This window comes from Bradyrhizobium sp. SZCCT0148, assembly GCF_018129985.1.
GTDB lineage: Bacteria > Pseudomonadota > Alphaproteobacteria > Rhizobiales > Xanthobacteraceae > Bradyrhizobium > Bradyrhizobium japonicum_H.
On the sequence record NZ_JAFCKT010000001.1, the window covers coordinates 169,303 to 193,082 of the forward strand.

The window sequence follows — 23,780 nt, forward strand, 5'->3', positions numbered from 1 at the left end:
AGAGACCGATGACAGAGCACGTCCGGATCGAGAACAATGGCGGCATCCTCACCCTCACGCTGGCGCGGCCCGACAAGAAGAACGCGCTGACGGATGCGATGTACGGCAAGCTCGCTGACAGCATCGAATCCGCCGAGTTCGATCCGTCGGCCCGCGTGATCCTGATCCGTGGCGAGGGCGACATGTTCACCGCCGGCAACGATGTCGGCGAATTCGCCGCGGTCGCGGCCGGTAAGTCCGAGGGCAGCCGCAACGTCGTGCGCTTCATCCAGTCGCTGGCGCGCTGCACCCGGCCGCTGGTCGCTGCCGTGCAGGGCCGCGCCGTCGGTGTCGGCACCACGATGCTGCTGCATTGCGACCTGGTCGTGCTCGCCGACAACGCCCAATTGTCGACGCCCTTCGTCAGCCTGGCGCTGGTGCCGGAGGCCGCGTCGAGCCTGCTGATGCCGGCGCGCATCGGCTATGCCCGCGCCTACGAGATGTTCGCGCTGGGCGAGACCGTGACGGCGCAGGCCGCGCTGGAATGGGGGCTTGCCAACCGCGTCGTGCCGCTCGACAAGCTCGATGCCGAGGCGCTTGCGCTGGCGCAGCGCCTTGCCCGCCAGCCGGCCGGTGCGCTCACCGCGACCAAGAAGCTGATGCGCAATGGCGAGGTGCTGCTGGCCCAGATGCAGGCCGAAGGCGAGCAGTTCGCGCGGCGCCTGCGCACCGCCGAGGCACGTGAGGCGTTTACGGCTTTTGCCGAGCGCCGCCCGCCCGATTTCACCAAGGTCGCGTGAAACCGGCGGCCTCGGCGCCGGTGATTCTCATTTGATAAGAAGCTTAACCAAACCTTGGCATGTCGCGGTGCAAGGTGAACCTACCTTGAACGTAGGTCCTCGCCCCCATGGCAATGTTTAAGAAATCGGTAAGCTCGCTTCTCCTGACATTGATGGCTCTGCTGGCGATCGGCGCGCTGGCCTCGACGGCGTTCCAGATGGCGGGGGCGTTCGGCCGCTATAGCGAGAGCCTCGAGACCGAGCGGCTTGCCGCAGCCGACAAGGCGATCTTCCATGGCGTGCTCGCGCTGCGCAACAATCGCGGCGACGCCCAGAGCGCGCTGCTCGGCGAGGACGATCCACGTGCCAAGCTCGGCGCCGCCGAGAAGGCCGAGCAGGGCGGCTACGACGGCATCAGTGCCGCGCTCGCGACCGTGGACTTCGCGCGTCGCGACGAACTTGCCAACACGTTGAAGCAGCGCTGGAATGAGGCGTCGCCGCAGTTCCAGCTGTTCTACGACGAGGCCAAGCTTCCGCGCGCCGAGCGCAAGATCGAGCGGACGAATTCCTGGTACGATGCCGTCACCAAGGTGATCGACACCGCGAATCTCGCCTCCACCGCGGTGTCGAACCGTGCCTGGATGAACGATCCCTATATTGCACGCATGATTCAGGTGCGCCGCTTCGCCTGGCAGGTGCGCGATCGCTATGGCATCCATTGCTCGTCGCTCCGCTCGAATGTCAACGGCAGCAAGCCGCTCGACGACGCCCAGAAGCGGTCTGTGGCGCAATGGGACGGCACCATCACCTCCGGCTGGGCAGGCATGGCCGAGTTGCTGGCTGCGCCTGACGCGCCGGCGGCACTGGTGACGGCAGCGACAGATGCCAAGGCCAAGACCGATGGCGTCCTCAAGCAGATCAACGAACTCACCAGGAATTTCGACGGCAGCGGCAAGCCGGCGATGCCCCCCGCGGAATGGAACGCGCTGTGCCAGTCGCCCTTTGCGCCCATCGTTGCGGTCGCCAACACGGCCCTCGACCAGTCGATCGCGCGTGCCGAGGCCGTCCAGCAGAAAGCCCTCATCAACCTGATCGTGCAGTCGTTCGCTTTCCTGCTCGCGCTGGCCGTGACGCTGGCCGGCGTGTTCGTGGTGCGCAACCGCCTGATGCGTCCGGTTCGCGCCATTCTCGACGCCATCGCCCGCATCAGCGCGCGCGACTATGCGACGCCGGTGCCGCAATCCCGGCATCCCGACGAATTCGGCACCATGGCTGCGGCCCTCGAAAGCCTGCGCGAGAGCGCGGCGACGGCCGAGCGCCTGGGCCGGGAGCGTGAATCTCAGCAGGCCTTGCAACTGGCCCGCTCCGGGACCGTCGACGAAGCCTGCCGTAGTTTTGACGACACCGTGCAGGCGGTGATCCAGAGTGTCGTGGCCTCGACGCGGGAGCTCGATGCCACCGCAACCGGCGTGCGCTCGCTGGTCTCGCAATCGAGCAGCCAGACCTCCGCGGTCTCGTCCGCCGCCGAACAGGCCACAAACAATCTCGAGACCATCGCGGCGGCGACCGAAGAACTGTCCGCTTCCGTCGGCGAGATTTCCGCGCAGGTGCAGTCCAGCGCCCGCGAAGCGCGTGAGGCGGTGTCGCAGGCCGAAAGGACCAACGCGACGGTCGAGATCCTCGACCAGACCGCAGGCCGCATCAGCGAAGTCGTGAAGATGATTCACGCCATCGCCGGTCAGACCAATCTTCTCGCACTGAACGCGACCATCGAGGCCGCACGCGCGGGCGAAGCCGGTCGCGGCTTTGCCGTGGTCGCCGGCGAGGTCAAGAGCCTTGCGGCGCAGACGGCGACCGCCACCGAGGAAATCTCGCGCCAGGTCGAGGAGATCCAGGGCGCGACGGGCCAGGCGGTTGCAGCCATCCGATCGATCGGCGGTTCGATCAGCGGAATCGACGAGAAGATGACGGCGATTGCCGCCGCCGTCGAGCAGCAGCGCGCGGCCACCACCGAGATCTCGCGCAACTTCCAGCAGGCCGCGCAGGGCACCCGCGAAGTGACCGACACCATCGGCAGCGTCGCCAGGCTCAATCAAGAGACCGGCAACGCCGGAACGGTGTTGTCGGAATCGGTCAAGAAGATGTCGGCCGACGCCGACCGTCTCCGCGTCGCGGTCGAGGGCTTCCTGGGCGCAGTCAAGACTGCGTAGTCTCGCTTTATCCCTCCAGCCTGACGTCGTGCGTTCGGCATTGCCGCCGGTCCGCGCGGCGGCTACATCTGGGCCGCCTCGCTCCGTGAGCGCGGCGACAGACGCAAGACATATCAGGGATGGAGAGTTCGATGCCGGTCACCCCAGACAAGGCCCAGCGCCCCTATCGCGGCGTATTCCCGGTCGCGCCCACCATCTTCGACGAACGCGGCGAGCTCGACCTCGAAGGCCAGCGTCGCTGCATCGATTTCATGATCGACGCCGGCTCGAACGGCCTCTGCATCCTCGCCAATTTTTCCGAGCAGTTCGTGCTCACCGACGCCGAGCGCGAAACCGTAATGCATGCGGTGCTGGAGCATGTCGCGGGCCGGGTTCCCGTGATCGTCACCACCACGCATTTCAGCTCGGCTGTCTGCGCCGCGCGCAGTCAACAGGCCGAAGCCGCGGGCGCTGCCATGGTGATGGTGATGCCGCCCTATCACGGCGCGACCTTCCGGGTGCCCGAGAAGGGCATCGTCGAGTTCTTCAAGGTGCTGTCGGGCGCCATCACCATTCCGATCATGATTCAGGATGCGCCGGTCGCGGGCACGCCGTTGTCGGTCGAACTGCTGGCGCGGCTGGCTCGCGACCTCACCAACATCCGTTACTTCAAGATTGAGGTGCCGGGGGCGGCCTCAAAGCTTCGCAGCCTGATCGAGGCGGGCGGCAAGGACATCGAGGGCCCGTGGGACGGCGAAGAGGCGATCACGCTGCTGGCCGATCTCGATGCCGGCGCCACCGGCGCGATGACCGGCGGCGGCTATCCCGACGGCATCCGCCAGATCGTCGATCCCTATTTCGCCGGCGACCGCGAGAAAGCGAAGGCCGCCTATGAACGCTGGCTTCCGCTGATCAATTATGAGAACCGCCAATGCGGCCTGATCGCCTGCAAGGCGATGATGCAGGCCGGCGGCGTGATCAAGTCCGACGCGGTGAGGCATCCGCTCCAGCCGCTGCATCCGGCGACGAAAGCGGGTCTCTTGGAGCTTGCGAAAGAGCGCGACGCGCTGGCGCTGCGGTGGGGGAAGTAGGTCTCGCTGCCGCGATCGGTCTCGCCGTCGTCATTGCGAGGAGCGAAGCGGTGAAGCAATCCAGACTGCGTCCCGCAGTGACAGTCTGGATTGCTTTGCTGCGCTCGCAATGACGGGGTTCGCTGAGGCTAACGCACCAACTCCCATTCGCCAACGACCCGAAACCGCGCCTTCGCATCATCCTGCCGAAACAGCGCGATGCGGTCGATCGCCAGCGTCCCGATCCCCAGCGCCGCAAACCTTGCTTGCAGCATCTCCAGGATCGGCCCGCGGCGCTCCGCATCCAGGCGCCCCGTCAGCGTCATGTGGAATCGGAATTCTTCCATCACATAGGGGTAGCCCCAGCGGTCGAGATAGTCGCGCTGCCGCTCGCTCAGCTTCTCGGGCCCGCGTCGCGCACGATCTTCCGCCGACAGTGCGGCGCGAAACAAATCGAAGTCGCGAACGCAGTCCGCGGCGAGGCGCTGGAGCGCATCGACCGGCTCGGCCGGAATGACGGCGATGAAGCCGCTGATGGCGTCCACAATCGGCCGGATCACCGGAAGCGGCCGCGCCTTGCCGGCGAATACCGCGCAGGCGGCCATCAGCTCCGCTTCGGTCCTGCCTGATGCGAGCGCCATCGGCGCCTTCAGCGTGGCGTGAAAGCCGTATTTGCGGGGATCGGCGCTGATGTCGCGCCAGTCCGGCGCGACATGCAGTACATCATGAGGCAACGGCAATTCGTTGCCGGTGTAGGCATCATAGCCGAGCAGCTCGGCGCCGAAGCAGGAGAGCGCGGCGTCGCGGCCTGCGGCGAAATAGATCGCGTAGCGGGGAAAACCTGTCATCGGCGCAGCATAACCACTTTAGGCCGCGACGACAGCCTCGCGCGGCGCTGGCACGGCAGTCAGCAGCCGTGTCGCGTCGGTGAGATGCACGAGCTTTCCGCCTGAGATCACCGCGATCAGCCGCGGCCGCAGCTTCACGCTGTCGTCGACCAGCAGAATGTCGGCGCGGCAGCCTTCCGCAAGCACGCCGCGATCGGCAAGACCGGTGGCGCGCGCCGGCCCAGCCGAGACCAGGCTCCAGGCCTCGGTCAGCGGCAGCACGCCATCGGCGGCAAGCCGGAACGCGGCGAGCAGCTGCGCCGGATAGTAATAGTCCGACGCCAGCACCGAGCAGAGCCCCTTGGCGATCATGTCGGACGCCCTGGTCCAGCCGGTGTGGCTGCCGCCGCGCACGACGTTCGGCGCGCCGTAGACGATGGCATCGCCGTGGCTTGCCGCCGCCCGCGCGGTTTCCTCGTTGATCGGAAACTCCGCGATGCCGGCGCCGAGCTCGCGAAACTGCTGGCGCATCGCCGGCGTCGCATCGTCGTGCGAAAGCATCCGCACCTCGGCCGCGCGCGCCGCGGCCGCCAACCGCGCAACCGAAGCCGGCACCTCCTGGGCGCGCGAGACAACGCGTTCGACCAGCTGGTCGAAGGCCTCGGCTGACAGCCCGGTGCGCTCGACCATGCGGTTGCGCTTGCGCGGCTTGGCCATGTCGGCGACCGTGCCGTCCATATGGTCGTTGAAGGCGAACAGATCGACGCGGCCCTCCGAGAGCCACAGGCTGATCTCGTCTTCGGCATCGAGATTGTAGGTCTCGTGCCGCAGGTGGAAGCGGGTGTCGGCGGCGAATTGCGGGCGCTGGCGCTCGATCGCCTCCATCAGGCCGCGCGCATTGTCGGCGCTGCGCAGGCCCGGCTCCCAGGAGCAGGTGGTGGCGTGAAACACCGTGGTGATGCCGTTGCTGATCGCCTGGCGGTCGCTGTCGGCGAGCGCGACGTCGATCGGAAAGTCGACGCCGGCGCGCGGCATCATCTGCCGCTCGAAGGCATCGCCATGCAGATCGACGATGCCGGGCAGCACGAGCAGGTTGCGGGCGTCGATCGCCAGCCGCGCCCGGCCACGAGCGCCATCAACCTCCGCAATGTCCGTTCCGGAGACGAGCAGCGAGGTTTCGGCGAACTCGGCCCCGATCAGGGCCCGACCACCTTCCAGGAAAATGTCTGTCACGCGACCGCGCTTCGTTTGCTGGTTGAGGGAGTTGTCCGTGCTTCGTATGTCGCAAGAAAATCTTCAATCCCGAGCTTGCGGAAATCGGGCAGGGCTTCACGCAACTTGTCGTGATCCCAGTCCCACCACGCTAGCTGCGCGAGCCGCCCGGCGATCTCTTCCGAGAACCGCCGCCGCACGATACGGGCCGGATTGCCGGCGACGATGGTATAGGCCGGCACGTCCTTGGTGACGATGGCGCCGGCCGCGATCACCGCGCCGGTGCCGATGTTGCGGCCCGGCAGCACGATCGCGCCATGGCCGATCCAGACGTCGTGGCCGATGTGGATGTGATGCTGGCGCCGCCAGTCGAAGAACTCGGCATCGTCGTTCTCGCCTTCGAAATAGGCGCTGGAGCGATAGGTGAAATGCGCTTGGGTGGCGCGGTGCATCGGATGATTGCCAGGATTGATGCGCGTCATCGCCGCGATCGAGCAGAACTTTCCGATGGTGGTGTAGGTGATCTGGGAATCGTTGACGACGTAGGAGTAATCGCCCATCGCGACATCGTGCAGGATCGTGCGGGCGCCGACCTCGGTAAAGGCGCCGAGCCGGGCCTCGTGCAGCTTGGCGGAGGGGTCGATGGTCGGCTGAACCGAGAGAGCTTTGGCGGCCATGTTGCATCCGAGGCGCGAGGGCGGGCGTTCCTCTTCGAGCGGCTTGATGACGATGTCATGACATGGCGATGACCGGGGATGAGGTGTGGAGGATCGCCGCACTGCAATGCCGGTGTCACACAAGTGTCAAGCGCCGGCGTTAGCGGTGGACCCCAGCTAATCTGGAGCCGTGCATGCTGGTGGTGGAAGGTCTGACGTGTCGCTTCGGCGTGAAAGCCGCGGTGGACGACGCTTCGTTTCAAGTCTCCCCCGGCGGCTTCGTCGGTGTGATCGGACGGTCCGGCGCCGGCAAGTCGACGCTGCTGCGAACCATCAATCGTCTCGCGACGCCGACGCAAGGCCGCATCCTGTTCGACGGCATCGACGTCACCGCGCTGCGCGGCAAGGAATTGCGGCAGTGGCGGGCGCGTTCCGCCATGATCTTCCAGCAGTTCAACCTGGTCGGCCGGCTCGATGTGCTCACCAACGTCCTGATGGGGCGCCTTGCGACGATGCCGGCTTGGCGCTCGCTGTCGCAGATCTGGCCGGAGCAGGACAAGGCGCTGGCGATGTCGGCGCTCGAGCAGTTCGATATCGCATCGCTCGCCGCTCAGCGCGCCGACCAGCTCTCCGGCGGCCAGCAGCAACGCGTCGCGATCGCCCGCGCGCTAGTGCAGCAACCCGACATCATCCTCGCCGACGAGCCGATTGCCTCGCTCGATCCGCGCAACACCAGGATCGTGATGGATGCGCTGCTGCGCATCAACAAGCATTTCGGCATCACCGTGCTCTGCAACCTGCATTCGCTCGATCTCGCCCGCAGCTATTGCGACCGCCTGATCGGCATGGCGCAGGGCCGCGTGGTGTTCGACGGCGCGCCGGCCGAGCTGACCGACCACGTCGCGCGCGAGCTCTACGATCTCGAAGCCGCCGACGTCATGGGCGGTGCGCCGGTGCCGGCGCCCGAGGGCATTCCCGAGCTTGGAACGGCGGCCGCCGCCTGAGCCCGCCAACCGTTTAGTTGCAGTTTTGCGTCAACCGACCCCAACCGATGAAGAGGGTATCATGATCACTCGCAGATTGATTCTTGCCGGCGCTGCCGCGCTCGCGTTTACCTCGTCCGCTTTCGCCGAAGACTGGAAGACGAAATTTCCCGAGCTGACGTTCGCCGTCGTGCCGGCCGAGAACGCCTCCGGCGTCACCGAGCGCTGGGCGCCGTTCGTGAGCTATCTCTCCAAGGAACTGGGCGTGAAGGTCACGCTGCGCATCGCCAACGACTACGCCGCGGTCATCGAGGGCCAACGTGCCGGCAACATCCATATCGCCAGCTACGGCTCGGCCTCGTTCGCCCGCGCCCGCCTGACCGGCGTCACGACCGACGCCTTCGCCAACGACATCAACGCCGACGGCTCGACTGGCTATTATTCGGTGTTCTTCGTCAAGGCGAACAGCGCCTACAAGAGCATCGACCAGCTCAAGGGCAAGAATCTCGGCCTCGTCGACCCGAACTCGACCTCGGGCAACAACGTACCGCGCTTCGAGCTCGACAAGATGGGCATCCATGATGCCGAGGGCTATTTCAGCAAGGTCGTCTTCACCGGCAGCCACGAGAACGCGATGCTGGCGCTGTCGCAGGGCACGGTCGACGTTGCCGCTAACCAATGGACCAGCGACGACGATTCCACGCTGGCGCAGATGCTGACCAAGGGCATGCTGAAGAATGCCGACGGCTCGGCGATGAAGAAGGACGACTTCCGCATCGTTCACAAGTCGGCGCCGATCATCAACGGCCCCTACGCGTACAATGCCGACCTGCCGGAGGAGGCCAAGGCCGCCATCGCCAAGGCGTTCTTCGACGCCCCTGCCAAGGACAAGGCCGCGTTCGACCGTCTCTCCGACGGCCAGAAGAAGGGCTTTCATCCCGCTACCACCAAGGACTGGGATGGCACGATCGAGCTGATCAAGTTCGTCGACGCGTTGCGTAAAAAGAAGGCGTCCTGAGTTTCGGGACGAGGCACCTGGAGCCGGGTCGACCGACCCGGCTCTTTCTTTGACGGGAACCCTTTCAGGTCGATGACAACAGCGGTTTCGATCCTGCCCGAGCAGCAGCTCGCCGTGCTCAACGCCGCCTATCGCCAGGCGGTCGGGCGGCGGCGGCTTCGCGTCCTGGTCGGGGCCGCGATCTTTGCCGTGGCGCTGCTTCTCGCGGCGATCGGCGCGGAAGTGAACTTGCGCACGCTCTTCACTTACTTCGGCAACTTCCTCAGCTATTTCGACCGTATCTTCACGCTGGACAGCGGCCAGCGCGTCTGGACCGATGCCGGCGAGTGGTTCTGGGGCTGGCGCAAATGGTTGAAGATGCTTGGCGAGACGCTGCTGATCTCCTATGTCGGCACGCTGATCGGCGCGACCTTGGCATTTTGCCTGAACTTTTTCGCGGCTGAAAACACCTCGCCCGCGCCCTGGCTGCGCTTCGTCGTCCGGCGCCTGCTCGAATTCGCCCGCACCGTTCCGGGCATCGTCTTCGCGCTGATCTTCGTGATCGCCTTCGGGCTCGGACCGATGGCGGGCGTGCTGGCGATCGCGATCCACTCCACCGGCGCGCTCGGCAAGCTGTTCTCGGAGATCGTCGAGAATGCCGACATGAAGCCGGTCGAAGGCATCCGCTCGACCGGCGCGAGCTGGCTGTCCTGCATGCGCTTCGCAATCGTGCCGCAGGTGACTGCGGGCTATGCCAGCTACGCGCTGCTGCGCTTCGAGATCAACGTCCGCGAAGCCTCCGTGATGGGTTTCGTCGGTGCCGGCGGCATCGGCCAGGAGCTCGTCGTCGCGATCCGCAAGTTCTATTACTCCGACGTCAGCGCGATCCTGCTGACGATCATCGTCACGGTCTTCATCATCGACATCAGCACCGGCTGGCTACGCGGCCGCCTGTTCGGCAGGGAGGCGCGGACGTGACGAAGCCGCAAGCCGTCGACACGCGAGAGCTTCGCGCACGCTACCCCGATGTGTTCGACCGGCCCGCCTCGGCGCGGCTGGCCACGCCGGCGATGATCGTCGCAGCGTTCGCGATTTTCGTTTACGGCCTGGTCGATCTCGACTTCTCGCCGTCGCGCTTCCTCGCCGGTCTGAGCCAGCTCGGCTGGATCACCTTGATGATGATCCCGCCCGACCCCGGCTCGTCACTGCCGGTCTATCTGAAGGCGCTCGGCGAGACGCTGTCGATCGCGCTGCTCGGCACGACGCTCGCGGCTGTGTTCGCACTGCCGGTCAGCCTGCTCGCGGCGCGCAACGTGGTGCCGTCGAAGCTGCTTCGGTTTCCTGTTCGGCGCTTCCTCGATTCGATCCGCGGGGTCGATACGCTGATCTGGGCGCTGGTGTGGATCAACGTCGTCGGGCTCGGCCCGTTCGCCGGCGTGCTCGCCATCGCGGTGTCGGATTTCGGCGCCTTCGGCAAGCTGTTCTCCGAGGCGATCGAGGGGGCCGACCAGAAGCAGGTCGAAGGCATCCGCGCTTCCGGCGGCAGCCCCTTGCACGAGATCCGGTTCGGCCTGCTGCCGCAGGTGTTGCCGGTCATCGCCGGCCAGGTGCTCTATTTCATTGAATCCAACACGCGCTCGGCCACCATCATCGGCATCGTCGGCGCCGGCGGGATCGGGCTTCAGCTTGCCGAGCAGATCCGCGTGCTGGAATGGCAGAAGGTGTCGTTCCTGATCCTGATGATCCTGGTCGCGGTCGCCGCGATCGATTTCATCTCGGGGAAGCTGCGCTTTGCGATCATTGGAAAGCGGGCGGTGGCGTAACTTTCTTCCCTTGTGCGCGAGGCGCCGGATGAGGGGTACGCCTCCTCAAATTCAATCGGTATTGGCGGACACATACCCCTCGCCCGTCTCGCCGCTATCGCGGCGAGCCACCCTCTCCCGGAAGGGGCAAGGGGAAGAGAACAAGCAGCGTCACCCGTTCTCCACCAAAAACTCCACCCGCTCCGCGGCGAAGCGCGAATGCTTGGTCATCAGCGGCTTGCCGTCGAGATCGTGGTCGGTCGCGTCGACCACCAGGATCGGCCGTCCGAGTGCCAGATCGAGCCGCGCGGCGTCGGTCGCATCCACGATGCCGGCCGTGATCCTCGTTGCACCGCGTCGATAGTCGCGCACGCCGTAATGTTCCAGCAGCTTCGTCATCGAGCGCGTCGCCGCGAAGACCGCCCCCGCATTCGGAAACAGCTCAGCCGACAGCCACGTCGTGGAGACGCAGATCGGCGTGCGGTCGGCCAGCCTGATCGCCTCGATCCGCACCAGCGGCGCGCCGGTCTTCAGGCCGAGCTCGCGCGCCAACTCACGGGTCGCGACATCGTCCGTCGCCTCGATCAACTGTCCGCGCGGCTCGCGGCCACCGGCCCCGACGATCTCGGAGAAGCGGGTGCGCGAGCGCAGGGGATAAGCGAGTTTCTGCGCCTCGACATAGGTTCCGCTGCCGCGCTCGGCACGCACCAGGCCGCGCTCGGCAAGGGCTGCTAGCGCGCGCCGCACGGTGTGGCGGTTCACCCGATAGGTTTCGGCGATCTCCATCTCGCCCGGCAGTTTGTCGCCGGCCGCGAAACGGCCGTCGGCGATGCCGCGCTCGATGCCGTCGGCGACGAGGCGCCAAAGCGCGACGCCCGACGAGGCGGTGTCCTGCATGCTCATGTCGCGGCAACCTACTCCAGAAATCACAGCTTTGTCACGAAACAGTCATGGCGCTCCCTTATGAAGTTGTCTATTAACATAGACAACTTCGAAGCGGCAAGTTCGGTCGGAAAGTTCAGTGGATCAGGTGACCCAGCACAACAACCAGCAAGCCCAGCGCCAGGCCGCCATGGCCGTGCTGGCGCACGCGGAGGCGGGCGAGATCGCCGCCCGCCTCCGCGACTTCGTCCTGCCTGCCCATCAGGATCTGCGCGCGCCCGAAAACGGCCTCGTCATGCTGCGCGGCAGGGTCGGCGGGGACGGCGCGCCGTTCAATCTCGGCGAAGCGACGGTGTCGCGCGCCGCGGTGCGGCTGGCGAGCGGCGAGGTCGGGTTTGGCTACACGCTCGGGCGCGACGGCGAGAAGGCGCGGCTGATCGCCCTGTGTGATGCGCTGGTGCAGTCTCGGGATTTTGGCGCCGTGGTGGAGCGGGACGTTATCGCGCCGTTGCGTGAGCAGCTTATGATTCGCCGCAAGCAGGCGGCGGCGGAGACCGCCGCAACGAAGGTCGATTTCTACACCATGGTGCGCGGTGAGGGGTGAGATCATGACGACGATTGCGGAATTGCCGCCGGGCTTCGCCGACAAGGTGCTGTCGGCGCAATCGACCTTTCGCTCGGTGATGGATGCGATGGCGCGGCCTGGCTCGGTCCAGCGCATTGTCCCCGTGGCTGGAGCGCCCGCTATGATGATGCGCGGCACCGCCGCGATCGCGCTGACGCTGTTCGACCACGATACGCCGCTCTGGCTCGACGCGCGGATAGCGGAAAGCCTGGAATTGGTGAAATGGCTGAAATTCCACACCGGCGCGCCGGTGGTGCAGGATTCCTCGATTGCGAGTTTTGCGCTGATCAGTGACGGCGGTGCGCTGCCGCCGCTCGAACGCTTCGCGCTCGGCACCAGCGAATACCCGGACCGATCCACCACATTGATCCTGCAGGTCGACAGCCTCGAGACAGGCCGCAGTTTCGAGCTGCGCGGCCCCGGCATCGACGGCGTCGCGATGCTGCATGCGTCGGTCAAGCCGTTCGATCTGTTCGAGCGCCTGCACGTCAATGAGTCGCTGTTTCCGCGCGGCATCGATGTGGTGCTGGTCGCCGATGACGCATTGGTCGCGATCCCGCGCACCACGCGCATCGTGAGCAAGGAAAGCTAGAAGCATGTATGTCGCAGTCAAAGGCGGCGAACGCGCCATCGAGAACGCCCATCGCCTGCTCGCAGACAAGCGGCGGGGCGACCAAAGCGTTCCGGAAATCACACTCGACCAGATCTCGGAACAGCTTGGGCTCGCCGTGGACCGCGTCATGAGCGAAGGCTCGCTCTACGACCGCGAGCTCGCGGCGCTCGCGATCAAGCAGGCGCGCGGTGACCTGATCGAGGCGATCTTCCTGGTTCGCGCCTTCCGCGCCACCTTGCCCCGTTTTGGCGCCAGCGAGCCGGTCGACACCGGCGCGATGCGGGTGCAGCGGCGGGTGTCCTCGACCTTCAAGGACATTCCGGGCGGCCAGATCCTTGGACCAACCTTCGATTACACCCACCGCCTGCTCGATCCCGCGCTCGCGCAAGGTTTTGTGCCGGAGGCGCCGGCAATGGCTGATGCGTCCACGGCGCCGACGCCGCGCGTGACCGACATTCTCGGCCGTGATGGCCTGATCGAATCCTCGCCGCAGGCCGAGGACGGCGCCAGCGTCGGCGATCTCACCCGCGAGCCGCTGAATTTTCCGGCGGATCGCGATCTGCGGCTGCAAAACCTCGCGCGCGGCGACGAGGGCTTCCTGCTGGCGATGGGCTATTCCACCCAGCGCGGCTACGGCCGCAACCATCCCTTCGCCGGCGAGATTCGCTTCGGCGAGGTCGAGGTGGAGTTTTTGGCGGAGGATGTCGGCTTCGCCGTGCCGCTCGGCTCGATCGAACTCACCGAATGCCAGATGGTCAACCAGTTCAAGGGCTCTGCGACCGAAGCGCCGTGCTTCACCCGTGGCTATGGCCTCGCCTTCGGCCAGAGCGAGCGCAAGACCATGTCGATGGCGCTGGTCGATCGCGCGCTTCGTGCCCGCGAGCTCGGCGAAGAGGCGTTGGCCCCGGCGCAGGATGAAGAATTCGTGATGTCGCATTCGGACAACGTCCAGGCCACCGGCTTCGTCGAGCATCTGAAGCTGCCGCATTACGTCGACTTCCAGTCCGAGCTCGGCCTGCTCCGCAAGCTGCGCAAGGAATTCACCGATGCCCAGGCGCCTGACGCCATGAAGGAGGCCGCGGAATGAACGCGCCCGCCTACAACTTCGCCTATCTCGACGAGCAGACCAAGCGGATGATCCGCCGCGCCATCCTGAAAGCGATCGCGATTCCCGGCTATCAGGTGCCGTTCGCCAGCCGCGAGATGCCAATGCCCTATGGCTGGGGCACCGGCGGTGTGCAGGTCACCGCCGCGATCCTCGGGCCCGCCGACGTGCTGAAGGTGATCGACCAGGGATCCGACGACACCACCAACGCGATCTCGATCCGCAAATTCTTCGCCAAGACCGCCGGCGTCGCCACCACCACGGCGACCGAAGATGCGACTGTGATCCAGACCCGTCACCGCATCCCCGAGACGGCGCTGAGCGAGAATCAGGTGCTGGTTTATCAGGTGCCGATCCCGGAGCCGTTGCGCTTCCTCGAGCCGCGCGAGACAGAGACGCGGCGCATGCACGCGCTCGCCGAATACGGCCTGATGCATGTGAAGCTCTATGAGGACATCGCCCGCTTCGGCCACATCGCGACCGCTTACGCCTATCCGGTCAAGGTCAACGCGCGCTACGTGATGGACCCGTCGCCGACGCCGAAATTCGACAATCCCAAGATGGATAATTGCCCGGCGCTGCAATTGTTCGGTGCCGGCCGCGAGAAGCGCATCTATGCGATCCCGCCCTATACGCAGGTGGTGTCGCTCGATTTCGATGACCACCCGTTCGAGCCCTACCGCTTCAACGCGCCCTGCGCGCTGTGCGCGGCCGAAGATTCCTATCTCGACGAGATCGTCACCGACGACAAGGGCGGGCGGATGTTCGTGTGCTCGGACACCGACTATTGCGAGAGCCGCCAGGCCGCCGGCCATCACGGCAGCCTCAGCGCTGCGCCCTACAAGGAGAAGGCGCAAGGAGGCATAAATGGTTGATCAGGCCGCGCTCGAAAACGACCAGCCGCTGCTGGTTGCGACCTCTATCAGCAAATCCTTCGGCCGCATTGCCGCATGCCGCGACGTCTCCTTCGCGCTCTATCCCGGCGAGGTGCTGGCGATCGTGGGAGAATCAGGTTCGGGCAAGTCGACGCTGCTGCAACTCCTCTCGGGCCAACTTGCGGCCAGCGCTGGCCACGTGTCCTACCGGATGCGCGACGGCGTCGCCCGCGATCTCGCTTCGCTCGGCGAGGCCGAGCGGCGCTTCCTGTATCGTACCGACTGGGGCTTCGTGCATCAGGATCCCGCGCAGGGCCTGCGCATGGCGGTCTCGGCCGGCGCCAATGTCGGCGAACGGCTGATGGCGGTGGGTTGGAATCACTACGGCCGCATCCGCGAGACTGCCTCCGACTGGCTCACGCGCGTCGAGATCGACACCGCGCGCATCGACGATGCACCGCGGACTTATTCCGGCGGCATGCGCCAGCGGCTCCAGATCGCCCGCAACCTCGTTACCGAGCCGCGCCTGGTGTTCATGGACGAGCCGACCGGCGGCCTCGACGTCTCCGTGCAGGCACGCCTGCTCGACCTCCTGCGTAGCCTTGTCGCCGAGCTGCAGCTCGCCGTTATCATCGTCACCCACGATCTCGCGGTTGCGCGGCTGCTCTCGCACCGCGTCATGGTGATGAAGGGCGGCCGCGTCATCGAGACCGGTCTTACCGATCAGGTCCTCGACGATCCCCGCGAGCCCTATACCCAACTCCTCGTTTCCTCGATCCTGCCGCCATGAGCTCAGAGATGACCGCTATGATCGACGTCGCCAACGCCAAAAAGACTTTTACGATGCACCTGCAGGGCGGCATCGAATTACCCGTGGTCAGCGGTGTGACCTTCCAGGTCAATCCGGGGGAGTGCGTCGTGCTGTCGGGGCCATCAGGCGCCGGCAAGTCGTCGATTCTCAAGATGATCTTCGGCAATTACCGATGCGATAGCGGCCGCATCGGCATCCGCCACCGCGGCGCGCTGATCGATCTCGCCAGCGCCGAGCCGCGGCAGGTGCTCAACGTCCGCCGTTCCACCATCGGCTATGTCAGCCAGTTCCTTCGCGCCGTGCCGCGCGTGGCCACCATCGACGTCGTCGCTGAGCCGCTGATCGTGAACGGCATGAGCCGCACCGAGGCGCAGGCCCGCGCCGGCGAGTTATTGCACCGGCTCAACATCCCCGAGCGTCTGTGGCAACTTCCGCCCGCGACCTTTTCCGGCGGCGAGCAGCAGCGCGTCAACATCGCGCGCGGCTTCATCTCGGACCTGCCGATCCTGCTGCTGGACGAGCCGACCGCCTCGCTCGACGCCGCCAACCGCGCGGTGGTGGTCGAGCTGGTGTCCGAGAAGAAGCGCCAGGGCACAGCCATGGTCGCCATTGTCCATGACGACGAAATCCGCCATCTGATTGCCGACCGCATCGTCGACGTCACCAGCTTCGCCGCCGCGGCCTGAGGGACAGGGAAATGAACGCCAAGCCGAAGGACATTGTGATCGCCAACGCCAGGATCGTGCTGGCGGACCGGGTGATCGAGCAGGGCTGGCTTGCTCTTGCCGACGGGTGCATCGCCGAGATCGGCGAGGGCACCGCGCCTGCGGGTGCCGAGGATGCCGGCGGCGACCTCATCATGCCGGGCCTGATCGAGCTCCACACCGATCATCTCGAAGCCCATTACGTGCCGCGCCCGAAGGTGTTCTGGAATCCGGTCGCCGCCGTGATCTCCTATGACGGGCAGCTTGCGACGTCGGGCATCACCACCGTGTTCGACTCGCTCCGGGTCTGGCGCGAGGACGGCGCCGAGGAAGTCGACGGCCGCGCCGGCGTGCTCGCCGCCGCGATCACGACCGCGCGCGAGGCCAGCCTGCTGCGCGCCGACCACTTCCTGCATCTGCGCTGCGAAATCCCGATGCCGAGCGTGGTCGAGGAAGCCAAGGAGCTGATCGACCGTCCCGACGTCAAGCTGATGTCGCTGATGGACCACACGCCGGGCCAGCGCCAGTTCCGCGACGAGGTCAAGCTGCGCGATTATTACCGCGGCAAGGGCGGCGGCAAGACCGATGCCGAGCTCGACGAGCTGTTTGCCAAGCGCTTCGAGTACCAGAAGAAATATGCCGCGGCGAACATGCGCGAGATCGTGTCTCTGGCGCATTCGCATAAAATTCCGCTGGCGAGCCACGACGACACCACGGAGGAGAACGTCGCCGACGCCGTGCGCGATCGCGTCTCGGTGGCGGAATTTCCGACCACGCTGGAGGCCGCGCGCGGCCTGCACGAGGCCGGCATCGACATCCTGATGGGCGCACCGAACGTGGTGCGCGGCGGCTCGCACTCCGGCAACATCGCCGCGGTCGATCTCGCCCGTGAAGGCCTGCTCGATATCCTGTCCTCGGACTACATTCCGTCGAGCCTCCTGATGGGGGCGCTGCAACTGCCCGAGCATGTCCCCGCCATCAGCCTTCCAGCGGCGATCCGCACGGTCACCAAGGCGCCGGCCGAGGCGGTCGGCCTTACCGACCGCGGCGAGGTCGCGATCGGCAAGCGCGCGGACCTCATTCGCGTGCATGTCGCAGGCCAGATTCCCGTGGTCCGCAGCGTCTGGCGCGAAGGAAGCCGCGTCGCATGAGCGAGACAGCGACCATGGCGGACGGGCAGGCCGGCGCGATCGGCCCCGGCCGGCTCGTGCTGGTGGTCGGCCCCAGCGGCGCCGGCAAGGACACGCTGCTGCGACTGGCACAGGCGGCCTGCGTTGACGATCATGACATCGTCTTTCCGCGCCGAATCGTGACGCGTGAATCCTCCGCCGACGAAGACAATGTCGCGCTCGGTCCGGACCAATTCCGCCGCGCCTGCGAGCATGGCGATTTCGCCGTGCATTGGGACGCGCACGGGCATTCCTATGCCCTGCCGCTCGACATCAACGACGATATCCGCGCCGGCCGCACGGTCGTCGCCAACGTTTCGCGTACCGTGATCGGCGCGTTGCGCCAGACCTATGTTGATGTCGTGGTGGTCGCGATCACGGCGCCGCCGGACGTGCTGGCCGCGCGGCTGGCCGCAAGGGCGCGGCAGAGCGACGGCGACATCGCCGAACGCCTCACCCGCAGCGTCGACGACAGGTCGGCGCAGGCCGATGTCACCATCCTCAATGCCGGCAGCGCGGAATATCACGCCCGCCAGCTGGTGCGAGTGATCAGGAACGAAGGCTGGCAGGATTAGCCGCCACGGCAGGGAGAGCGGAATGACGGTGATTGAAACGGTCGAACAGCTGGAGGCCATCTACGGTGACGTCGGTGACGCCTCGACCGTGAAAGTCGCCGACCACGTCACCCCGCTTTATCGGATCTTCATCGAGAAGGCGCCGTTCGCGGCGCTCGCCACCATCGGGCCGGAGGGCATCGACTGCTCGCCGCGTGGCGACCTGCCCGGCTTCGTCCGGATCCATGATCCCAGGACGCTGATGCTGCCGGATCGCCGCGGCAACAACCGGGTCGATTCCCTGCGCAACATCGTGCGCGACCCGCGCGTGTCATTGATGTTCCTGATCCCCGGCTCGGGCAACGCGGTGCGCGTCAACGGCCGCGCGCATCTCTCGGTCGATCCCGAGGTGCTGGCCTCGTTCAAGGTCGAGGGCAAGGCGCCGCGCAGCGTCATGGTGATGACGGTCGATGAAATCTACTTCCAGTGCGCCCGCGCCATCGTCCGCTCCGATCTCTGGAATCCCGACAAGCGCATTGACCCGAAGACGCTGCCCACGCCCGGCCAGATCCTCGCCGAGATGAGCGACAACAAGGTCGGCGGCGCGGAGTACGATCGCATCTGGCCGGAACGGGCGGCGGCGACGATGTGGTAAGGTGCTTCAAACGCCGCGCCTCCGTAAAGATATCGTCTTGCCCGGGCTTGTCCCGGGCATCCACGTCTTGCGCTACATGGCAAGGCGTCGACGGCCGGGACAAGCCCGCCTTCACAGTGTCCCCGTCAGTTAAACGCCATCCCGCCGCTCAGCGCGATGGTCTGCCCGGTCATATAGGCATTGTCCACCAGCAGCATCACCGCCTGCGCCACCTCCTCGGCGGTACCGAAACGGCCGAGCGGGATGCGGCTGACGAGCTGTGGCTGGCCGCTCATCATGTCGGTCTCGATCAGGGAAGGTGCGACCGCGTTGACCGTAATGCCTTCCTTCACCAGGCGAGCTGCATAGCCTCGCGTGAGACCTTCCAGGCCTGCCTTGGATGCATTGTAGTGCGGGCCGATCGAGCCGGCGCCGCGCGCAGCACCGGAGGAGATGTTGACGATGCGGCCCCATTTTCGCGCGCGCATCGACGGCAGCACCGCCTGCGTGCACAGGAACGCGGATTTCAGATTGACCAGAATGGTGCGATCGAAATCCTCCTCGGTGAGATCGTCGACGCCGCGCGTGATGGCGATGCCGGCATTGTTGACCAGGATATCGATCGGCCCGAGCCCGGCCGTCACCCGCCGGATCATGTCGGCCACAGCCTCGCGCTGCGAGACGTCGGCGGCAACGACAATGGCGTGGCCGCCGTGCTTGACGATTTCGCCCGCCACCTGTTCGGCCTGCCCGATCTGCTCGCGGCAGTTGATTGCCACTGCTGCGCCTGATGCGGCCAGTGCTCGACAGACGGCTGCCCCAATCCCGCGCGAGCCGCCGGTCACGAGCGCCGTGCGTCCAGCGAGATTGTTCGACATGTCATGCTCCAATTGATCCGACGATAGCCCGATCGTCGAACGGCAGCCGCTGTCGTTCAACTCACAAGGTCGCTACACGGTGTCAGCTCCCGCGACGCGCCCTGGTGCGCGCTGCCTTCATTGCGGCTGTGGAACGGACCTTGGCGGCGCTTCGGGGTGCGCTCGCCCTGGCCCACCTCATAAGCGTATTTGGCGCTGCGGCGGGTCGACGTCTTGGTGCGCCCCTTGCGCGGTGGCGGCAGATCGACGCCCGCGCGGCGCGGCTCGGACAGGCCGATCGCAATCGAAACGCACGACGTTGACGATTGATCCTTTTCAGTTCCGTAAGGCCGCCAGCAATTCGTCCGGCCGCTCGGCCATGATCATGTGGCCGGCGCCTTTCACGATGACGGTTTTCGCATGCGGGATGGCAGCAGCCAGCGCCTTGCCGGCCTTCGCCGGGGTCATCATGTCGCGCTCGCCGAGAATGAGCGTTGTCGGCACCTTCACACTTGCGGCGGCGGTCAGTGCATTCGCATAGGCATTGCACGCGGAGAGATCCCGGAACAGCACGCCCGGCTCGCACGCCTTCAGCACCGCCTGCGCGCCGCCATGCATCCACAGGCCCGGCGCGAGGCTGCCGCCAAGTTCGGCGTTGAAGCCGAGGCCCCAGATCGAGACCATGTCGTTGGCATCCTGCGAGTTGGCCTCCGCCGCCTTCAGCAGATCCGGGCCGACCGTCATGGTCGCGGCGGTGCCGATCAGGCTCAGCGCGCTGACCTTGTCGGGATGGCGCGCCGCCGTCTCCAACGAAATCAGCGATCCCATGGAATGGCCGATCAGATGTGCCTTCGCAGCTCCCGCCGCATCAAGCAGCGCCGCGGTCCAGTCGGCCATCTCGGCGATGCTGCCGAGCGAAGGTCCGCTGGAGCGGCCGTGGCCCGGAAGATCCGGCGCCAGCACGCCGAACCCGTGATGGGCGAACCAGCGCGTGTGCAGCGCCCAGGTCGAATGGTCGAAGCCGGCGCCATGGAGGAAGACGACTGCAGGCAGCGACTTGTCGAACTCGCGGCCGCCGGTTGCGACGAACACCTCGAGGCCGTTGACGGAGAGCTTCATGAGGTCAGACCTTCTGCGAGATGCGCAGCGCCTGCGCGAGATCGTCGATGATGTCGCTTGCCGTCTCGATGCCGACCGAGAGACGGACCAGTTCTTCGCCAATGCCGGCTGCCTTGAGCTGTTCGGCATCCATCTGCTGATGCGTGGTCGAGGCCGGGTGGATCACCAGCGTCTTGGCGTCGCCGACATTGGCGAGATGGCTGATCATGCGCAGGCTCTCGATGAACTTGCGGCCCGCGGGCCGGCCGCCCTTGATGCCGAAGGAGATGATCGAGCCCGCGCCGCGCGGCAAGAGCTGCTTGGCGAGCTGATAATCCGTGTGCGTCTCCAGCGAGGGATGCAACACCCAGTCGACCGCCTTGTTGGATTGCAGCGCTTCCAGCACCAGATGCGTGTTATGCATGTGGCGGTCCATGCGCACGCCCAGCGTCTCCACGCCCTGCAGTAGCTGGAACGCGTTGGTTGGCGACAGGCAGGCGCCGAAATCGCGCAGGCCCTCGGTGCGTGCGCGCATGATGAAGGCGGCGGTCCCGAACTGCTCGTCGAAGACGATGCCGTGATAGCCGCCATACGGCTCGGTCAGCACGCCGAACTTGCCTGACGCGCGCCAGTCGAAGCGGCCGCCGTCGATGATGGCGCCGCCGATCGCGATGCCGTGGCCGCCGATCCATTTGGTGGCCGAATGCATCACGATGTCGGCACCGAGTTCGATCGGCCGGCTGAGATAGGGCGTGGCAAAGGTGTTGTCGATCAGCAGCGGAATCTTCGCCTCATGGGCGATCGCCGCGACCTCAGAAATGTCGAGCACTTCCAGGCCGGGATTGCCGATGGTCTCGCCGATCACGAGCTTCGTGTTGGGCTTGATCGCCGCGCGGAACGCATCGAGGTCGCGCGGCTTGACGAAGCTGGTGGTGATGCCGAAGCGCGGCAGCGTGTGTGCCAGCAGGTTGATGGTGCCGCCATAGAGCGAGCTCGACGCCACGATGTGATCGCCGGCGCTCAGCAGTGTCGCGATCGCCAGATGCAGCGCGGCCATGCCGCTTGCGGTGCAGATCGCGCCGACGCCGCCTTCGAGCGCGGCGAGCCGCTCCTCCAGCACGCCGGTGGTCGGGTTCGAGATGCGCGTATAGATGTGGCCGGCGCGCTCCAGGTTGAACAGCGCCGCGGCGTGATCGGAATCCTGAAACACGTAGGACGTGGTCTGGTAGATCGGCACCGCGCGAGCCCCGGTCGCGGGATCCGGATGCTGGCCCGCATGCAGGCTCAGGGTCTCGAAGGCAGGCGGCTTTGGCGCGGGCATGCATGGCCTCGTTGGTCGGTCGGTGCTGGGGGCGTTGTGCCATAAAACGGAGTGCGGCGTCAGCCCATTGACTATTCGCAGGACGTCGTCATGCCCGGGACAAGCCCGGCGATGACGTCGTTGCAGCATGAGTACAACCATTTCTGGCGCAGCTTAACCCCCGATCGCCTGCTCGATGGTCCGCGCCTCGCGCAGCAATATCTCCGCGACCTCCTGCTCACGCCTTGGTCCGAGCCTCGTCCTGACGGCCGAGACGGTGATGGCTGCGGCTGGTCGCCCGTCCGGCGTCTTGATCCAGGTCGAGATCGATTTCGTCCCCTGCACGAGGCCGATCTCCCTCAGGCCGTATCCCAGCCGTCGCGCGGCGGTCACCTCACCGAGGACGGTCGCCACGTCGGTCTTGTAGGCCTCGAACCTCTTCTCGTTGGCTGCGACGATCTTTCGCGCCTCCGGCGCCGGCATGGCGGCGAGGATGGCGACGCCGGCACTGGAAACGCCGAGCGGCCGGCGCGCGCCGACCTCGATCGACAGCACCTGGATCGGATAGATTCCGATCCTGCGATCGACGCACAACGTGTCGTTTCCCGTGCGCACCGTCAGGAACAGCGTGTCGCCGATTTCGGCGGAAGCACGTTGCAGCGACGGATTGGCGGCGATCAGCAGCCGCGTCGGCCGCGGCCGTGCCAGCGCCAGTTCCGGCACCTGGTTGCCGATGGCGTAGCGGCCGTTCCGTTCGTGCCGCTCGACGATGCCTTCTTCGATCAGTACGTGGACGATGCGATGCACGGTGGGGCGGGTGAGGCCGGTTGCCCGGATCACCTCGGCCAATGGCACTCCGTCCTCGCGGCCTGCGGCGAGAATACGCAGCACTGCGAGCGCGCGCCGGATCGCCTGTGCGCCCTGCCGTGGCTCCATCGCGTTACGGGTGAGTCTCGTCCTGTCCATAATATGGACAAGAACGCCACAATTCACTCGACAGGACAAGCGCGCGTCTGGAGATTGCGCCCCAATCGAGTTGCCGTGCGCATCGCCGCACGCAACGTGAAACGGAAGCGCTGCCGGGAGGTTAACATGAGATTAATCGCAATTGCCATAGCCGCCATGACCGCGATCCTGTCGGGTCCTGCATCGGCTCAGCAATGGCCGGCGCGCAGCGTCAAGCTGATCGTGCCCTATCCGGCCGGCGGCAATGTCGACACCGCCGCACGCATCGTCGCCGACAAGCTTCAGGAAAAGCTCGGCCAGCCCTTCATCATCGAAAACAAGGCCGGCGCCGGCGGCATGATTGCTGGCGAAGCCTTCGCGAAGTCGGCGCCTGACGGCTACACGCTGTTCGTCGGCGCCAACGGCCCGGTGCTGTTCGCGACCGAGATCAACAAGCGCGAAGCCTATAATTGGAAAAAGGACTTCATGCCGATCTCGACGATCTCGATGACGCCGCTGGTGCTCGAGGTCCATCCGTCGGTGCAGGCCAACACGTTCAAGGAATTCATTGACCTCGCCAAGCGCGAGCCCAGCAAGCTGACCATGGCCTCGCCCGGCCCCGGCACGACCAATCATCTGCTCAGCGAACTGATGCAGGATAATCTCGGCCTGCAATGGGTCACCGCGCACTACCGTGGCAACGCGCCGGCGATCAACGATCTGCTCGGCGGCCAGGTACAGTTCGCGTTCGACCAGCTCACGGTCAGCCTCCAGCACATCAAGGCCGGCCTGTTCCGCGCGCTCGCCGTGACCAGCCCGCACCGGCTGAAGTCGCTGCCCGACGTGCCGACCTTCGCCGAACTCGGCTACAAGGATTTCGACGGCCAGACCTTCACCGGCCTGTTCGCGCCGGCCGGCACGCCGGCGCCCGTCATCGACAAGCTGCACGAGACGCTGGCTGCGATCCTGAAGGATCCGGCGGTGGTCGACAAATTCGAGAAGCTCGGCGGCGAAGCGGTCGCGATGACGCCGGACGAGTTCAAGGCCTATCTCGTGCGCGAGGACGCCAAGTGGATTCCGGTCGTGCGCAAGGCCAACATCAGGGCGGATTGAT

Annotated in this window: 25 protein-coding genes; 17 read left to right on the forward strand and 8 right to left on the reverse strand. The window is 66.0% G+C overall.

The window, feature by feature from the left end:
* The first annotated feature begins 8 nt into the window (after positions 1 to 8).
* The 3 genes from JQ580_RS00820 to JQ580_RS00830 all read left to right on the forward strand — a co-directional run bounded on the left by JQ580_RS00820 (position 9) and on the right by JQ580_RS00830 (position 4,038).
* Positions 9 to 779 carry an enoyl-CoA hydratase gene (locus JQ580_RS00820; protein ID WP_212277864.1) on the forward strand — a complete coding sequence of 257 codons (771 nt, stop codon included), beginning with the start codon at positions 9 to 11 and terminating at the stop codon, positions 777 to 779.
* A 107-nt stretch (positions 780 to 886) separates the two neighbouring features.
* Complete coding sequence (locus JQ580_RS00825) at positions 887 to 2,968, forward strand: methyl-accepting chemotaxis protein (protein WP_212277865.1); 2,082 nt, start codon at positions 887 to 889, stop codon at positions 2,966 to 2,968.
* A gap of 131 nt (positions 2,969 to 3,099) precedes the next feature.
* The gene (locus JQ580_RS00830; RefSeq protein WP_212277866.1) at positions 3,100 to 4,038 is read left to right on the forward strand and encodes a dihydrodipicolinate synthase family protein; all 939 of its coding nucleotides are present in this window, start codon (positions 3,100 to 3,102) and stop codon (positions 4,036 to 4,038) included.
* Positions 4,039 to 4,166: 128 nt separating this feature from the next.
* On the opposite strand, the gene JQ580_RS00835 is transcribed toward JQ580_RS00830, so the two are convergent.
* From JQ580_RS00835 to JQ580_RS00845, 3 genes are read right to left on the reverse strand one after another with little or no spacing between them, the layout of a single operon-like run.
* Positions 4,167 to 4,865, reverse strand: a complete 699-nt coding sequence (locus JQ580_RS00835; protein WP_212277867.1) for a DUF1045 domain-containing protein — start codon at positions 4,863 to 4,865, stop codon at positions 4,167 to 4,169.
* A gap of 18 nt (positions 4,866 to 4,883) precedes the next feature.
* Positions 4,884 to 6,077 carry an alpha-D-ribose 1-methylphosphonate 5-triphosphate diphosphatase gene (locus tag JQ580_RS00840; protein ID WP_212277868.1) on the reverse strand — a complete coding sequence of 398 codons (1,194 nt, stop codon included), beginning with the start codon at positions 6,075 to 6,077 and terminating at the stop codon, positions 4,884 to 4,886.
* Positions 6,074 to 6,733, reverse strand: a complete 660-nt coding sequence (locus JQ580_RS00845) for an LbetaH domain-containing protein (protein WP_212277869.1) — start codon at positions 6,731 to 6,733, stop codon at positions 6,074 to 6,076. Before JQ580_RS00845 ends, JQ580_RS00840 begins: the two co-directional genes overlap by 4 nt.
* A gap of 173 nt (positions 6,734 to 6,906) precedes the next feature.
* On the opposite strand from JQ580_RS00845, the gene phnC reads away from it, so the two are divergent.
* The 4 genes from phnC (at position 6,907) to phnE (JQ580_RS00865) (ending at position 10,515) form a co-directional block, all read left to right on the forward strand.
* Positions 6,907 to 7,716, forward strand: coding sequence for a phosphonate ABC transporter ATP-binding protein (gene phnC, locus JQ580_RS00850; RefSeq protein WP_212277870.1), 810 nt, complete (start codon positions 6,907 to 6,909; stop codon positions 7,714 to 7,716).
* A 61-nt stretch (positions 7,717 to 7,777) separates the two neighbouring features.
* The gene (gene phnD / locus JQ580_RS00855) at positions 7,778 to 8,713 is read left to right on the forward strand and encodes a phosphonate ABC transporter substrate-binding protein (RefSeq protein ID WP_212277871.1); all 936 of its coding nucleotides are present in this window, start codon (positions 7,778 to 7,780) and stop codon (positions 8,711 to 8,713) included.
* A 72-nt stretch (positions 8,714 to 8,785) separates the two neighbouring features.
* Positions 8,786 to 9,670 carry a phosphonate ABC transporter, permease protein PhnE gene (gene phnE, locus JQ580_RS00860; protein ID WP_212277872.1) on the forward strand — a complete coding sequence of 295 codons (885 nt, stop codon included), beginning with the start codon at positions 8,786 to 8,788 and terminating at the stop codon, positions 9,668 to 9,670.
* Positions 9,667 to 10,515, forward strand: coding sequence for a phosphonate ABC transporter, permease protein PhnE (phnE, locus tag JQ580_RS00865; RefSeq protein WP_212277873.1), 849 nt, complete (start codon positions 9,667 to 9,669; stop codon positions 10,513 to 10,515). Before phnE (JQ580_RS00860) ends, phnE (JQ580_RS00865) begins: the two co-directional genes overlap by 4 nt.
* 150 nt (positions 10,516 to 10,665) lie before the next feature.
* On the opposite strand, the gene phnF is transcribed toward phnE (JQ580_RS00865), so the two are convergent.
* Positions 10,666 to 11,397 carry a phosphonate metabolism transcriptional regulator PhnF gene (phnF, locus tag JQ580_RS00870; RefSeq protein WP_212277874.1) on the reverse strand — a complete coding sequence of 244 codons (732 nt, stop codon included), beginning with the start codon at positions 11,395 to 11,397 and terminating at the stop codon, positions 10,666 to 10,668.
* 118 nt (positions 11,398 to 11,515) lie between these two features.
* On the opposite strand from phnF, the gene phnG reads away from it, so the two are divergent.
* The 9 genes from phnG to JQ580_RS00915 are packed head-to-tail and all read left to right on the forward strand — an operon-like array spanning position 11,516 to position 18,487.
* Complete coding sequence (phnG, locus tag JQ580_RS00875; RefSeq protein ID WP_212277875.1) at positions 11,516 to 11,980, forward strand: phosphonate C-P lyase system protein PhnG; 465 nt, start codon at positions 11,516 to 11,518, stop codon at positions 11,978 to 11,980.
* 4 nt (positions 11,981 to 11,984) lie between these two features.
* Positions 11,985 to 12,593: a phosphonate C-P lyase system protein PhnH gene (gene phnH / locus JQ580_RS00880; protein WP_212277876.1), complete on the forward strand. Its 609-nt coding sequence runs from the start codon at positions 11,985 to 11,987 to the stop codon at positions 12,591 to 12,593.
* A gap of 4 nt (positions 12,594 to 12,597) precedes the next feature.
* Positions 12,598 to 13,701 (forward strand): carbon-phosphorus lyase complex subunit, encoded by a 1,104-nt coding sequence (locus tag JQ580_RS00885; protein WP_212277877.1) that lies wholly within the window; start codon positions 12,598 to 12,600, stop codon positions 13,699 to 13,701.
* Positions 13,698 to 14,594: an alpha-D-ribose 1-methylphosphonate 5-phosphate C-P-lyase PhnJ gene (locus tag JQ580_RS00890; protein ID WP_212277878.1), complete on the forward strand. Its 897-nt coding sequence runs from the start codon at positions 13,698 to 13,700 to the stop codon at positions 14,592 to 14,594. The genes JQ580_RS00885 and JQ580_RS00890 overlap by 4 nt, the downstream gene beginning before the upstream one ends.
* Entirely contained in the window at positions 14,587 to 15,384 is a 798-nt protein-coding gene (gene phnK, locus JQ580_RS00895) for a phosphonate C-P lyase system protein PhnK (protein ID WP_212277879.1), read from the forward strand. Before JQ580_RS00890 ends, phnK begins: the two co-directional genes overlap by 8 nt.
* Positions 15,385 to 15,392: 8 nt before the next feature.
* A complete protein-coding gene (gene phnL, locus JQ580_RS00900; RefSeq protein WP_212277880.1) occupies positions 15,393 to 16,091 on the forward strand; it encodes a phosphonate C-P lyase system protein PhnL in 699 nt (232 codons plus the stop codon).
* An 11-nt stretch (positions 16,092 to 16,102) separates the two neighbouring features.
* On the forward strand, positions 16,103 to 17,260 hold the full coding sequence (locus tag JQ580_RS00905) for an alpha-D-ribose 1-methylphosphonate 5-triphosphate diphosphatase (protein WP_212277881.1): 1,158 nt from the start codon (positions 16,103 to 16,105) through the stop codon (positions 17,258 to 17,260).
* Positions 17,257 to 17,853 (forward strand): phosphonate metabolism protein/1,5-bisphosphokinase (PRPP-forming) PhnN, encoded by a 597-nt coding sequence (gene phnN / locus JQ580_RS00910; protein ID WP_212277882.1) that lies wholly within the window; start codon positions 17,257 to 17,259, stop codon positions 17,851 to 17,853. Before JQ580_RS00905 ends, phnN begins: the two co-directional genes overlap by 4 nt.
* Before the next feature lie 22 nt (positions 17,854 to 17,875).
* Positions 17,876 to 18,487, forward strand: a complete 612-nt coding sequence (locus JQ580_RS00915) for a pyridoxamine 5'-phosphate oxidase family protein (protein WP_212277883.1) — start codon at positions 17,876 to 17,878, stop codon at positions 18,485 to 18,487.
* A gap of 125 nt (positions 18,488 to 18,612) precedes the next feature.
* Here JQ580_RS00915 and JQ580_RS00920 read toward each other — a convergent pair whose 3' ends face one another.
* The 4 genes from JQ580_RS00920 to JQ580_RS00935 all read right to left on the reverse strand — a co-directional run bounded on the left by JQ580_RS00920 (position 18,613) and on the right by JQ580_RS00935 (position 22,687).
* On the reverse strand, positions 18,613 to 19,344 hold the full coding sequence (locus JQ580_RS00920) for an SDR family NAD(P)-dependent oxidoreductase (RefSeq protein WP_212277884.1): 732 nt from the start codon (positions 19,342 to 19,344) through the stop codon (positions 18,613 to 18,615).
* Positions 19,345 to 19,659: 315 nt separating this feature from the next.
* Entirely contained in the window at positions 19,660 to 20,442 is a 783-nt protein-coding gene (locus JQ580_RS00925) for an alpha/beta fold hydrolase (protein ID WP_212277885.1), read from the reverse strand.
* A gap of 4 nt (positions 20,443 to 20,446) precedes the next feature.
* Positions 20,447 to 21,742 (reverse strand): O-acetylhomoserine aminocarboxypropyltransferase, encoded by a 1,296-nt coding sequence (locus JQ580_RS00930; RefSeq protein WP_212277886.1) that lies wholly within the window; start codon positions 21,740 to 21,742, stop codon positions 20,447 to 20,449.
* A 153-nt stretch (positions 21,743 to 21,895) separates the two neighbouring features.
* Positions 21,896 to 22,687, reverse strand: coding sequence for an IclR family transcriptional regulator (locus JQ580_RS00935; RefSeq protein WP_212277887.1), 792 nt, complete (start codon positions 22,685 to 22,687; stop codon positions 21,896 to 21,898).
* A 126-nt stretch (positions 22,688 to 22,813) separates the two neighbouring features.
* Between JQ580_RS00935 and JQ580_RS00940 the strand changes: the two genes are divergently transcribed.
* Positions 22,814 to 23,779, forward strand: coding sequence for a Bug family tripartite tricarboxylate transporter substrate binding protein (locus JQ580_RS00940; RefSeq protein ID WP_212277888.1), 966 nt, complete (start codon positions 22,814 to 22,816; stop codon positions 23,777 to 23,779).
* The last annotated feature ends 1 nt before the right edge of the window (position 23,780 follow it).